The organism is Nocardia thraciensis, from assembly GCF_054782435.1.
Map to the genome: position 1 here is coordinate 72,144 of NZ_BAAGSM010000011.1, position 11,664 is coordinate 83,807.

Annotated in this window: 12 protein-coding genes and 1 pseudogene; 5 read left to right on the forward strand and 8 right to left on the reverse strand. The window is 69.7% G+C overall.

Translation table 11 applies throughout. From position 1 onward, the window contains the following. Positions 1–25 precede the first annotated feature (25 nt). The 5 genes from ACYVLQ_RS05365 to ACYVLQ_RS05385 all read right to left on the reverse strand — a co-directional run bounded on the left by ACYVLQ_RS05365 (position 26) and on the right by ACYVLQ_RS05385 (position 5,811). A complete protein-coding gene (locus ACYVLQ_RS05365) occupies positions 26–955 on the reverse strand; it encodes a D-isomer specific 2-hydroxyacid dehydrogenase family protein (RefSeq protein WP_460696250.1) in 930 nt (309 codons plus the stop codon). Positions 956–1,110: 155 nt separating this feature from the next. Next, the gene (gene ligD / locus ACYVLQ_RS05370) at positions 1,111–2,079 is read right to left on the reverse strand and encodes a non-homologous end-joining DNA ligase (protein ID WP_460696251.1); all 969 of its coding nucleotides are present in this window, start codon (positions 2,077–2,079) and stop codon (positions 1,111–1,113) included. Between the two features lie 44 nt (positions 2,080–2,123). Beyond that, positions 2,124–4,250, reverse strand: a complete 2,127-nt coding sequence (locus tag ACYVLQ_RS05375; protein ID WP_460696252.1) for a RecQ family ATP-dependent DNA helicase — start codon at positions 4,248–4,250, stop codon at positions 2,124–2,126. Between the two features lie 115 nt (positions 4,251–4,365). After that, positions 4,366–4,839, reverse strand: a complete 474-nt coding sequence (locus ACYVLQ_RS05380; protein WP_460696253.1) for a VOC family protein — start codon at positions 4,837–4,839, stop codon at positions 4,366–4,368. Positions 4,840–4,926: 87 nt separating this feature from the next. Then, positions 4,927–5,811: an alpha/beta fold hydrolase gene (locus ACYVLQ_RS05385; protein WP_460696423.1), complete on the reverse strand. Its 885-nt coding sequence runs from the start codon at positions 5,809–5,811 to the stop codon at positions 4,927–4,929. 166 nt (positions 5,812–5,977) lie between these two features. On the opposite strand from ACYVLQ_RS05385, the gene ACYVLQ_RS05390 reads away from it, so the two are divergent. Further along, complete coding sequence (locus tag ACYVLQ_RS05390; protein ID WP_460696254.1) at positions 5,978–6,460, forward strand: hypothetical protein; 483 nt, start codon at positions 5,978–5,980, stop codon at positions 6,458–6,460. An 83-nt stretch (positions 6,461–6,543) separates the two neighbouring features. On the opposite strand, the gene ACYVLQ_RS05395 is transcribed toward ACYVLQ_RS05390, so the two are convergent. Both ACYVLQ_RS05395 and ACYVLQ_RS05400 read right to left on the reverse strand, forming a co-directional pair. Then, positions 6,544–7,758, reverse strand: coding sequence for an RtcB family protein (locus ACYVLQ_RS05395; protein WP_460696255.1), 1,215 nt, complete (start codon positions 7,756–7,758; stop codon positions 6,544–6,546). A gap of 229 nt (positions 7,759–7,987) precedes the next feature. Then, entirely contained in the window at positions 7,988–8,920 is a 933-nt protein-coding gene (locus tag ACYVLQ_RS05400; protein ID WP_460696256.1) for a GlxA family transcriptional regulator, read from the reverse strand. A 71-nt stretch (positions 8,921–8,991) separates the two neighbouring features. Here ACYVLQ_RS05400 and ACYVLQ_RS05405 point away from each other — a divergent pair, with 71 nt between their 5' ends. Beyond that, entirely contained in the window at positions 8,992–9,327 is a 336-nt protein-coding gene (locus ACYVLQ_RS05405; protein ID WP_460696257.1) for a cupin domain-containing protein, read from the forward strand. 359 nt (positions 9,328–9,686) lie between these two features. Here the strand turns inward: ACYVLQ_RS05405 and ACYVLQ_RS05410 are convergent, their stop codons facing one another. Next, positions 9,687–9,881 carry a hypothetical protein gene (locus tag ACYVLQ_RS05410; RefSeq protein ID WP_460696258.1) on the reverse strand — a complete coding sequence of 65 codons (195 nt, stop codon included), beginning with the start codon at positions 9,879–9,881 and terminating at the stop codon, positions 9,687–9,689. Positions 9,882–9,950: 69 nt separating this feature from the next. Between ACYVLQ_RS05410 and ACYVLQ_RS05415 the strand changes: the two genes are divergently transcribed. The 3 genes and pseudogenes from ACYVLQ_RS05415 to ACYVLQ_RS05425 all read left to right on the forward strand — a co-directional run. Next, on the forward strand, positions 9,951–10,790 hold the full coding sequence (locus ACYVLQ_RS05415) for a family 43 glycosylhydrolase (protein WP_460696259.1): 840 nt from the start codon (positions 9,951–9,953) through the stop codon (positions 10,788–10,790). A gap of 85 nt (positions 10,791–10,875) precedes the next feature. Beyond that, positions 10,876–11,340: a thioredoxin family protein gene (locus ACYVLQ_RS05420; protein WP_460696260.1), complete on the forward strand. Its 465-nt coding sequence runs from the start codon at positions 10,876–10,878 to the stop codon at positions 11,338–11,340. Between the two features lie 27 nt (positions 11,341–11,367). Continuing rightward, a pseudogene (locus ACYVLQ_RS05425) lies at positions 11,368–11,658 on the forward strand (transposase); the annotation flags it as partial. Positions 11,659–11,664: the final 6 nt, after the last annotated feature.

An 11,664-nucleotide genomic window follows, 5' to 3' on the forward strand; every position in this document is an offset into this window, starting at 1 on the left:
GGGCACGCGTGAGCCTGTTCGCCCGTCAGTATCCGGCGACGACGTCGATCCGGGCGGCGAGGTCGTGGCCCGAGACGAAGCGGCGGACGTTCTCGGCGACGTGGTCGGCGAAGGCCGCGGTGCGCAACTGTGGGGGGTTCGAATCGTGCGGGGTGACAATGGCATTCGGCAGATCCCAGAGCGGGTGGCCGTCGGGGAGTGGTTCCGGGTCCGTGACGTCGAGACCCGCGCCGCCGATGGCGCCGTCGCGCAGGGCCCGGACCAGGGCGTCGGTGTCGATGAGGCTGCCCCGCGCGATGTTGATCACCCACGAGGTCGGTTTCAGCTGGGCGAGTTCGGCCTTGCCGACGAGATGGCGGGTGTCCGCGGTGGCGGGTGCGGCCACCACGACATGGTCGGTGCGCGGCCACACCTCCGACAGTCGGTGTGCCGGAACGGTTTCCACCACGCCGGGCGCGGAAACAGGTGTGCCGGAACGGTTCACCGCGATGACCCGCACGCCGAACGGGTGCAGCAGGGTGATGAGCTCGCGGCCGATGCCACCCGCGCCGACGATGGTCACGGTGGCGCCCCGCAGGGTGCCGACGTGCGGGAAGAACTCGGCCTGCCGCCAGCGACGAGCCTGGATGTGCTCGGGCAGATACCGCACACCCGCCAGCAGCAGCATCAGCGCGTGCTCGGCCACGCTGTTGGCGAAAGCACCTGCGGCGGAGGTGAACACGACGCCGGGATGACGTTCGAACACGCCGGAGTCGAACCATTCCTCCACGCCCGCGGAGAACAGCTGCACCCATTCGATACCGTCGGGCAGCCGCTCCGGGAAGCCCTGCGGTTCGCCGTCCCAGACCAGCGCCTTGGCCGATTCCAGCTCGGCGACCGCGCCGCCGCCCGCTGCGATCGCCTGCTCGAGCAAGGGGGTCGGTGCGGGTCCCAGAGCAATCGGTACCGACGTCATAGCGATCTCCTTCGCAGTCGCGGGGTGTTCGTGCGGGGGTCCTGATGTGCGACCAGGCTCAGGGCCGTGTGTCCCGGGCCAGATGCACTCTATCGGGTTGCTTTCGAGTGGAAATTCTGCGCTGATGCCCCGGTCGGCATACGGGCCGATGCCTCTTATTCCTCGGGCGCGCCCTCATCCAGGTCGATCTCCACCTGCTCGCGGTCGGCCCATTCCAGCAGCGGCTGCAGTTGGAACACGGCGTCGTCGATCCCCGCGTGCAGGTCACCCAGCTTCGCGTAGCGGTCGGGCACCGTGGCCATAGTGAAATCGCGCGGCTCTATATCGGGGATCTCGTCCCAGCGCACCGGGGTCGATACGGTGGCCTCGGGCACGCCGCGCACCGAGTACGCCGCGGCGATCGTATGGTCGCGGGCGTTCTGGTTGTAGTCGATGAAGAGCAGCTTCGGGTCGCGGTCGCGGCGCCACCAGGTGGTGGTCACATCGTCGGGCAGGCGGCGCTCGACCTCGCGGGCGAAGGCCAGGGCCGCGCGGCGCACGTCCTGGAAGCCCCACTCCGGCGCGATACGCACGTAGACGTGCAAACCCTTGCCGCCCGAGGTCTTCGGCCAGCCGACCGCACCGATCTCGTCGAGCACCTCCCGCACGACCCCCGCCACCCGCTGCACCCGCGACCACGGGCAGTCCGGCATCGGGTCCAGGTCGATCCGCCATTCGTCGGGCTTCTCGGTGTCGAACCGGCGCGAGTTCCACGGATGGAACTCCACGGTCGACATCTGCGCCGCCCAAACGACGTCGGCGAGTTGGCTCACGCACAGTTCGTCGGCGGTGCGGCCGTAGCGCGGGAAATACACGCGAACCGTCGGGATCCAGTCCGGCGCGCCGGCGGGCACTCGCTTCTGATGCACCTTGCCGCCCGGCAGGCCCTTGGGGAACCGGTGCAGCATGCACGGCCGGTCCCGCAGCGCCTTGACGATCCCGTCGCCGACGCTCAGGTAGTACTGCACCAGGTCGAGCTTGGTCGCCCCGGTCTCGGGGAAGTACACCCGATCCGGATTCGACACGCGAACCGTGTGCTCGCCGACGGTCAGCTCGATCGCGGGCGACGCAGACTTGCTGGCCACCTGTCCGACGATAGCTACTCGATCATGCTCTGGCACGCGAACGATCAGCTCGGTGTCGCCAGGGCGAACGGCAGGACGGCGGGCGCCCCGGCCTGGCGTAGGGCGCGGGCGGCGAGGGTCATGGTCCACCCGGTGTCGGTAAGGGCGTCCACCAGGAGGACCGGACCGTCGAGACCGGTGAGGTCGGGGACCTCCCAGGAGTCGAACAGGGCGGCGACGCGGTGGGCGGAGTTGGCGGCGGAGACCGGTGCGCGGTCGGGTCGGGGCGACAGGATGCCGAGATCGCGCAGGCGGCCCACGCGCGCCAGCCGGGCGGCCAGGTCGGCGGCCAGCCGGGGCCGCGTCGGTGATTCGAGGGCCATGACCGATGTGGGGCGGTCGGCCCAATTCCATTCGCGCAGAATGGCGATGCACGCGTCGAAGACGTGGTCGGGCACCGGGCCGTCGGGGCCGTCGAGCAGGGCGCGCAGCCGCTGACCCCAGCCCAGGTCGCTGAGGCGGCCCAGCACCCGGCCGGTCTCCGCACCGTCGGAGATCTTGCCGGACAACGGGACTCCGAGCTTGGCCATGCCGGTCGGCCATTGTTTGCGCGGGGCCAGGTCGATGCCCGGACGGTCCAGCCGGGCGCGGGTGGCGGCCAGCTCGCCGGTGTCGACCTCGGTGTCGTGGCGGGTACCCGTGCAGTTGTCGCAACGGCCGCACGCTGTTTCGGTGAGGCCCGGATCGTCGAGCTGGCCGCGCAGGAAGTTCATGCGGCAGCCGGTGGTGGCCTGGTAGTCGATCATCGCCTGCTGTTCGGCCTCGCGCGCCGCCGCGAGGCGTTCGTAGCGCTCGGTGTCGTAGGTCCACGGCTCGCCGGTCGCGATCCAGCCGCCGCGCACGCGGCGGACCGCGCCGTCCACGTCGAGCACCTTCAAGACCATCTCCAGCCTGGAGCGATTGAGCTCCACCAGCGGTTCCAGCGCGGCCGTGGACTGCGGGCGCTCCCGGTCGAGTGCGTCGAGCACCGCGCGCACGATGTGCTCGCGGGGGAACGCCACCGAGGCGAAATAGCTCCAGATCCGGCGGTCCTCCGGGCCGGGCAGCAGCAGCACCTCGGCCCGATCGGTGCCGCGACCGGCGCGGCCCACCTGCTGGTAGTAGGCGATCGGGGAGGACGGGGCGCCGACGTGTACGACGAAGCCGAGATCCGGCTTGTCGAAGCCCATGCCGAGCGCGGACGTGGCGACCAGCGCCTTCACCTCGTTGTCCAGCAGCGCCTGCTCGAGCACCTCGCGCTCGGCCGGGTCGGTCTGGCCGGTGTAGGCCGAGACCCGGTGGCCGTGCGAGGTGAGGACGTCGGCCAGGTCGTGCGCCGCCGCGACGGTGAGGGTGTAGATGATGCCGGAGCCGGGCAACTCGTGCAGATGTTTGCTCAGCCAGGCTGTGCGCTGTACCGCGTCGTCGATGCGGATCACCGACAGGTGCAGCGACTCGCGGTCCAGCGTGCCGCGCAGGACGAGGGTGTCCGCTCCGTCGCCCGGCTCGGCACCCGATTCGCCGACCCGGATGCCGCCGATCTGGGTGGCGACATCGGTCACCACCCGGTCGTTCGCGGTCGCCGTCGTGGCGAGCACCGGGATATCGCTGCCGAGGTCGGCGATCAGGGTCCGGATGCGGCGGTAGTCGGGCCGGAAGTCGTGCCCCCAGTCGGAGACGCAGTGTGCCTCGTCGATCACCACCAGCCCGGCGTCGGCGGCCAGTTTCGGCAGTACCGAATCGCGAAAGTCCGGATTGTTCAACCGCTCCGGGCTCACCAGCAGGACGTCGACCTCGCCCGCGGCCACCCGGGCATGGATCTCGTCCCAGTCGGTGACGTTGCCGGAGTTGATGGTCTCCGCGACCACCCCGGCGCGCTGCGCGGCCGCCACCTGGTTGCGCATCAGCGCCAGCAGCGGCGACACGATCACCGTGGGCCCGCGCCCGGCCGCCCGCAACAGCTTGGCGGCGATGAAGTACACCGCCGACTTGCCCCACCCGGTGCGCTGCACCACCAGTGCCCGGCGCCGCTGCACCACCAGCGCCTCGATCGCCGTCCACTGATCCTCCCGCAGCCGCGCATGCGGCCCGGCCAGCTCATGCAGCAGTCTCTCGGCGGATTCCCGCAGATCGGTCGTAGTCACGCGCTCCATCGTGCCGGACACCACCGACACGGGCGAGCCTGCGCGGCCTCCCGCACCCCGTGTTCGTTCCCGCACCCGCTGCGCGAGATGCGACGGGTGCGGGAATGTATGCCGGGAGGTGTGGTCAGCTGGCCTCGTAGGCCTTGCGCATGGTGGCTAGGTCGATCTTCTTCATGGTGTACATGGCCTGGAGGGCGCGTTCGACGGCCGCGGGGTCGCCCTTCATCAGGTCGTTGGCCTCCGCGGGCCAGATCTGCCACGGCACGCCGTACTTGTCGTTGAGCCAGCCGCACTCGATCTCCTGGCCGCCGTCGGCGAGCAATGTGTCCCAGAGGCGGTCGACCTCGTCCTGGCTGTCGCAGTTGACCAGTAGCGACATGGCGTGGGTGTAGTGGTACTCACCGCCGCCGTTGATCGCCGTGAACCGCTGCCCGGCCAGTTCGAAGTCGACGACCATCGCCAGATCGGCCGGGCGTGGGCCGCCCTCGGAGTAGTACTGGATGTCGGTGATCTTCGAATCCGGAAACAGCGAACAGTAATAGGTGGCGGCTTCCTCGGCCTCGGTGTCGTACCAGAGGTTGGTGACGATCTTCTGCATGATGACCTCCGCTCGGAATGTGACGAGTTCACCACTGCGGACGCGTCGAGCGTGGGAAATTCAGCGATTCCGCTGTCCGGCAGGCCGCTATGCGCTGTGGCGCTCGGTGGCCGCGGCCAGCTCCAGCAGCCGGGCACGCACCAGGTCCGGGCGCTCCTCCGGGATGAAATGCCCACAGCCGGAGACGTATTCGACGGTGTAGTCGTCGGCGATCGCGGTGTCGGCGGACGCCAGGGACCGGTGGATGGCGCCGTCGTCGATGCCGAACAGGGCGCGGATCGGAAGGGTGGCGCGGCGGCGCTCGGGGCGGCGCTGCGCGGGCATCTCGCGCAGTAGGAACGTGCGGTAGGTGTCGGTGGCGGCGCGGGCGGTGACAGGGTCGCGGAAGCTGTCGCTGTAGGCGCGGACCGTCTCGGGGGTGAACGCGACGCCATCGGTGACGCTCAGCCGGAAGACCCGATCGATGAAGGGAGTGCGGCGGTGCAGCGGCACCCCGAAGGCCGCCACCAGCGGCTGATACAGCAGGAAACGCCAGAAGTGCGGGGCTGTCGTCCGCGCCGTGTTCCAGGGGTGAGCGATATTGAGCGGCAGAAAGCCGTCGAAGCGTCCGGGATCGCGCAGCACCATCAGGAAGCCGACGTAGCCACCCCAGTCGTGCCCGGCCAGCAGCGCCCGCGAGACGCCCAGCTCGTCCAGCAGCGCCAGCACATCCCGCGCGACCTCCTCCTTCACCCAGCGGTGCGGCGCCGGGCCGGACCAGCCGTAGCCCGGCAGGTCCGGGGCGATGATCCGCAGCCCGGCGGGCGGATCTGCGAGCAGATGCCGGTAGGCGTAGTGATGCTGTGGCCAGCCGTGCAGCACCACCACCGGCCGCCCGTCCGCCGGACCGGCCTCGGTCACGTGGAAGCGGACGCCGCGAGCGGTCACGAATCGGCGCCGCACTCCCGCGACGGCAGGTGGTTCGGAGGTCACATCGGTCGAGCCCATACCCGATGCTAACCAGCAACGACGACAGAAAAGCCACGCCGGGAACGATTTCCGCCTCCGGTCGGACATATTTCCGACCCAGGCAGGACAATGGGTGGTGCAGAGACGACGACGTCTCGTGGCACCGCGGGTATGCAGGGAGGACGGGGCGATGCCGAACAAGTTCGAGTCACCTGCGGGCTGGGCTCCGCCGGGCGCGCAGTTCCAGAACCGCGGCGGGGCGGGCCGCACGTTGGTCGGCGTGCTGTTCGGGCTGGTATTGACCCCGATCGGCATCGCGTTCGCCGCCAAGGGCGGCGCCGACATCCGCTACTGGGTGATCGTCGGCGCCGTCACCGATCGCTGGACGGCCGCCCTGGAGATCGTGGGCGGTTCGCTGCTGCTGATGCTCGTGGTGGTGCTGGCCGCCTACTCACCGCTCGGCGCCGCCGTCGCTGGCCTGGTATGGGGCGTTCTCCCCGGCGCGCTGCACATCCTGTACCCGGACGAGACCTTCGGCCTCATCGCCGATCTGCCGTGGGTGAACGACGCGCTGCTGGTCGCGTTGCATGCGTGGGTCACTTACGGTTTCGCGCTCATCTCGGGATTCATGCTGCTCGGCGCGGGGCTGGTAGGGGTCGTGCGGCGGCGGTGAGCGCGGCCCGCGCGGGCATCGTTCGAGGTGTAGCGGCAGCTTCTGCCACCTCGACCCGATTCGTGTCCGCGCAGGCCGGATGCCTAACCCTTCACACACAACACCTGCCGCAGTGTCGCGACGACCTCGACCAGGTCCCGCTGGGCGGCAATGACCTCATCGATGTCCTTGTACGCCGCGGGGATCTCATCGAGCACCCCGGCGTCCTTGCGGGATTCGACGCCCTCGGTCTGCGCCACCAGGTCCGCCACCGTGAACTGCTTCTTGGCGGCGTTGCGGCTCATCCTCCGCCCCGCCCCGTGCGAGGCGGACTGGAACGAGGCCGGATTTCCCTTGCCGCGCACCACGTACGAGCGCGTGCCCATCGAGCCGGGGATCAGCGCCAGGTCCCCGGCGCCCGCCCGGACCGCGCCCTTGCGGGTCACCAGCATCGGCGTGCCGTCGATGATCTCCTCCGCCACGTAGTTGTGGTGGCAGGAGATCGGCTGCTCGAAATCTACCGGCAGCGAGTCGAATTCGTCGCGGACGGCCTTGCATACGAGCGCGAGCATGACCGCACGGTTGCGGGCCGCGTACTCCTGAGCCCAGGTCAGGTCATGCCGGTAGGCATCCATTTCCGGCGTGCGGGAAAGGAATACGGACAGATCGCGATCGATCAGGTTCCGGTTGTGCGGCAGCGCCTGGGCCACCTTCATGTGCCGCTCGGCCAGTTCCTTGCCGATATTGCGGCTGCCGGAATGCAGCAGAATCCACACGTGATCGTCTGTGTCCAGGCAGACTTCGACGAAATGGTTGCCCCCGCCCAGGGTGCCCATCTGCTTGTGCGCCTTGGACTCTCGCGACTGCACGCCCGAATCGAGATCGCCGAAGCCGCCCCAGAATCGGTCCCAGCCCGCCCGCAGCGCGGCGCGCGGGCCGGCGAGTTCGGCCTGCAGTCGCGCCACATCCACCGGTGCCTCGTGCGCGGAGAAGCCCACCGGCACCGCCGCCTCGATCCGCGACCGCAGCGAATGCAGGCTGTCGGGTAGGTCGGCGGCGGTCAGCGAAGTGCGCACCGACTCCATGCCGCACCCGATGTCGACGCCCACCGCGGCGGGTGCGACCGCATCGCGCATGGCGATGACCGAGCCGACCGTGGCGCCCTTGCCGACGTGCACGTCCGGCATCACGCGGACGCCGTGTACCCATTCCATCCCCGCGAGGGTGCGCAGTTGGCGCAGTGCGGCCGGGTCGACCTCGTGCTCGTGGGCCCACATCAGCGTCCGCGCCCGGGTGCCGGGCAGCTCGACGGGAAACATGTCTCGATCCTCTCTCATGGTGACGCAAGTCCACGGTAGGGATCGACGGTGTACGGCGCATTCGAATTTGCGCCGGTCACAAGTGTGACGGCCCACGAGGCCGTCAGTGCGGAGACGCGGACAGGGCCGAGCGCAGGGCCGCGAAGGTGGTCGCGTTGGCGCGCTGTGCGGCCGGCGCAGGTGCGCGGCCTCCGGGTCAGGGCGGCGCGGGCTCGGCCTCGGCGGCCCGTCACGAGGTCCGGAAGGTCCGGCGGTAGGCGCCCGGCGTCGTGCCGACCTGGGTGCGGAAGCGGCGGCGCAGGTTGACCGCGGACGCGAGGCCGACCCGGGTGGCGATCGCGTCGATCGGCAGGTCAGTCTGTTCCAGAAGCGTGCGGGCCTCGGCGATGCGGCGTGCCAGGAGCCAGGCGCCCGGGCTGGTGCCGAGCTGGTCGGCGAAGCGGCGGGCGAGGGTGCGAGGCGAGACGTTGAGGTGCGCGGCCAGGTGGTCCACCGACAGCGGCGCGGCCAAGCGCTCGCCCGCCCAGTCGAGCAGTCCGCCCAGCGCGTCGGCGGGTGGCGGGGGCGGTGCGTATTGGACCTGGCCACCCTCGCGGTGCGGCATCACCATGTGCCGCGCGAGGAGCGCCGCATGGGCGGCGCCGTGATCCGTCCGGACCAGGTGCAGGCACAGGTCGATACCGGCGCCCGCACCGGCGCTGGTGGCGACGTCGCCGTGGTCGACGAAGAGCCTGTCCGCCTCCACGAGCACCCGGGGGAACTCACGCCGCAGTTGCTCGGCGCGTGCCCAGTGCGTGGTCGCGGCGCGTCCGTCCAGCAATCCCGTGCGCGCCAGCGCGAACACGCCGGAACAGATCGTGACCAGCCGGGCCCCGCGAGCGTGCGCCCGCAGCAGCGCGCGGCCCACGCGGGGCGACAGCGGCGTCTCCACCGGGAGCCAGCCGGGGATCAGCACGGTATCGGCGGACGCGAGCGCCGACAGGCCCTTCGGTACCGACATGTCGTACCCGGCCGATGTGGCCACCGGGCCGGGCGTCTCGGTGCACACGTCGAAGACGTAGTGCTGCGGCACCCCGGACCGCTCGGTGCCGAAAACCTCCACGGCGCAGCCGAGCTCGAACGTCGACTGCACCGGCCGCACCAGGGCCACTACGCGATGCATGGCAGAAAAGTACCCTACGAAGTCTTTCCTGACACTGTTCGGGTGTCGCCGCGTGCGGCAACGTGACAGCTGTGCAATCCGAGATTCTTGCCCAGGAGGGCTACACGTCCGTCGCCGTCACCGAGGCGCCCGTCCGCGAGATCTTCCCCGGGATCCGGGTCCGTTCGCTCTGGGAGGGCCCGACCGGCGCGCACGCCACTGTGCTGGAGATGGACCCGGGCACGCGCTGGCCGCGCCGCGACGTGCACGAGCCCGGCCCCGAGGAGGTCTACGTGGTGGCGGGCACCTTCAACGACGGTGCGCGCGACTATCCGCCCGGGACGTTCCTGCACGCTCCGGCCGGATCCTGGCACGTGCCCGCGACCACGACCGGCTGCACGCTGTTCGTCTTCTATCCGGAGGGTTAGCGGGCGGCCCGATCGGCCGCGCCTTCGGGATCTTCTGGAAGGGAACGTAATTCGCTCTTGCGGACCTTGCCGCCGGAATTGCGGGGGAGGGAGTCGACGAACCGGAGCCGGGCCGAGGAGGCGGCGGCCGGCCGTGCGCACTGATACCGCTGCCCTCCGCCACGGCGCCGGTGCGCAAATCTCCGCAATCATCCATGGCCGCACGCGATCTGGTGCCTACAAATCTCGGGTGGATCTGGTGGAGCTGTACGGCCACCTGCTGGCGGGCAGTGCGGGCGAACTCGTGGCGGCGGCCCGGCTGGTGGCCGACGCCGACCGCCACGCCGTCGGCGGTCCCTACGAGTAGTCGCGGAAAGTCATCAGGAAGCCGGCCGCGGGAGAACGAAGAGCGCCACGTAGCCGACGACGCGCAGCGGCAGCGATGGGATGTTCTGCACCCACAGCCCGCTGATCATGGCCGTCAGCATCATGAGCACTCCGTAGAATGGTGTTCGCTTCGGATGTTTTCCCAGGCGACGTCCCATGTCGATGGCGTACCCGATCTGCCGCGACATCCTCGCAACCTCGGATGCCCCGGCGTGTCGCGGTGTGCGGGGCGGGCTAGGGGCGGCACGGTTGAGGGTATGCGGGTGAGTGCGGGCCGGTTCCATCACATCTACGATCCGAGTGTGGGGGAAGCGTGCCCCTGGTACATCAACGACCACACCCTGATTCGTGACGAATCCGGCCGCTGGCATCTGTTCGGCATCACCCATCCCGAACCGGCCGACCCCTGGGACGAGACCGAATTCGCCCACGCCACGGCCGATCTGCTGCACGGGCCGTGGATAAAGCAGCCGCCCGCGCTGACCGCCGACCCCGAGTACGGCGAGACTCACCTGTGGGCGCCGTACGTCCTGCGCGCCGAAGACCGGTACTACATGTTCTACGACGGCGGGGGAGCCGACCGCACCGCCACCGCCATCAACCTGGCCACCTCCACCGACCTGACGACCTGGACCCGGCGCCCGGACGGCCCCCTGTTCCACGACGGCTACGACGCGCGGGACCCGATGGTGCTCAGGCTGGAGGACCGATGGGTCATGTACTACTGCGCGACCGACGACCCGGCGGGCGGGCACCACGTGGTCGCCTACCGCACCAGCACGGACCTGGTGAGTTGGAGCGAACGCGCGATCGCCTACATCGATCCCCGCACGGGCACCGGCGCGGGTCCCACCGAATCGCCATTTGTATTGTGGCACAACGGCTCCTGGTACCTTCTCGTCGGACCGCGGCCCCGATATACCGGAACCGATGTCTTCCGCGGCGATGATCCGCTGCACTTCTCGGTCGCCGATCGGTCCGGCCATATCCGGGCGCATGCCGCCGAGGTCGTGGACGACGGGGAGCGGCTGTGGGTCACGCACGCGGGCTGGGGCCAGGGTGGCGTGCACCTCGCACCGCTACGCTTTCGCGGGTGAACGCGAGGGCGGATGACTCGGCGCGGGTCTTCATGGAAGAATCCGGGCACATGTCGGCGAATCCGAGCGTCACCGGGAGGAGCGCATGCCCACGCACGCGTTGACGCAGCAGACCTTCGACCAGGCCGTGGCTCGCAGGCCCATCGTGCTGGTGGACTTCTGGGCCGACTGGTGCGGCTGGTGTGCGCGGTTCGCGCCGATCTACGAGGAGTCGTCGAACCAGCATCCGGAGATCCTGCACGGCACGGTCGACGCCGAGGCGCAGCAGACGCTCGCGGCGGCCGCGCAGATCACCAGCCTGCCCACGCTGCTGGGCTTCCGGGAGGGCCTGTTGGTCTACACGAAGCTCGGCTTCCAGACCGCCGCCGAGCTGGAGGACGCCGTGCAGACGATCCAGTGGATGGATATGGACGCCGTACGCCGCGAACACGCCGCGCAGCGTCCCGGCTCGGTGGACGGCGCCGGATCGGAGCCGCCCGCTGCCGCGCGTCATGCCGGGCTCGCCGGTGGTCCGATTCGCTACGGCTGGCCAGGTTTGAAGCTGCGCTGACTGTCTGATCCAGCCGATCGTGTCCAGCTGGACGTGCATCTGATCCTCGACAACGCCTCCACCTACAAGATACCGGCGGTAAAGCGTTGGCTCACAGCACATCCCAAGTTCGTACTGCACTTGACCCCGACCAGCTCGTCGTGGCTGAACCTGGTCGAACGCTGGTTCGCCGAGCTGACCACCAAGAAGCTGCGCCGCTCCACCCACACTAGCTCAACACCGACATCCGAGCCTGGAACGACAACCCCCACCTACGTCTGGACCAAGACCGCCGACCAGATCCTCGAATCCATCGCCCGCTACTGCCAGCGAATTAACGCTCAC

Excerpts from the sequence above, each read along its gene's own strand:
- ACYVLQ_RS05365 (WP_460696250.1), bottom strand. The coding sequence starts at position 955 with ATGACGTCGGTACCGATTGCTCTGGGACCCGCACCGACCCCCTTGCTC.
- ACYVLQ_RS05375 (WP_460696252.1), bottom strand. The coding sequence starts at position 4,250 with ATGGAGCGCGTGACTACGACCGATCTGCGGGAATCCGCCGAGAGACTG.
- ACYVLQ_RS05380 (WP_460696253.1), bottom strand. The coding sequence starts at position 4,839 with ATGCAGAAGATCGTCACCAACCTCTGGTACGACACCGAGGCCGAGGAA.
- ACYVLQ_RS05390 (WP_460696254.1), top strand. The coding sequence starts at position 5,978 with ATGCCGAACAAGTTCGAGTCACCTGCGGGCTGGGCTCCGCCGGGCGCG.
- ACYVLQ_RS05395 (WP_460696255.1), bottom strand. The coding sequence starts at position 7,758 with ATGTTTCCCGTCGAGCTGCCCGGCACCCGGGCGCGGACGCTGATGTGG.
- ACYVLQ_RS05400 (WP_460696256.1), bottom strand. The coding sequence starts at position 8,920 with ATGCATCGCGTAGTGGCCCTGGTGCGGCCGGTGCAGTCGACGTTCGAG.
- ACYVLQ_RS05410 (WP_460696258.1), bottom strand. The coding sequence starts at position 9,881 with ATGTCGCGGCAGATCGGGTACGCCATCGACATGGGACGTCGCCTGGGA.
- ACYVLQ_RS05415 (WP_460696259.1), top strand. The coding sequence starts at position 9,951 with ATGCGGGTGAGTGCGGGCCGGTTCCATCACATCTACGATCCGAGTGTG.
- ACYVLQ_RS05420 (WP_460696260.1), top strand. The coding sequence starts at position 10,876 with ATGCCCACGCACGCGTTGACGCAGCAGACCTTCGACCAGGCCGTGGCT.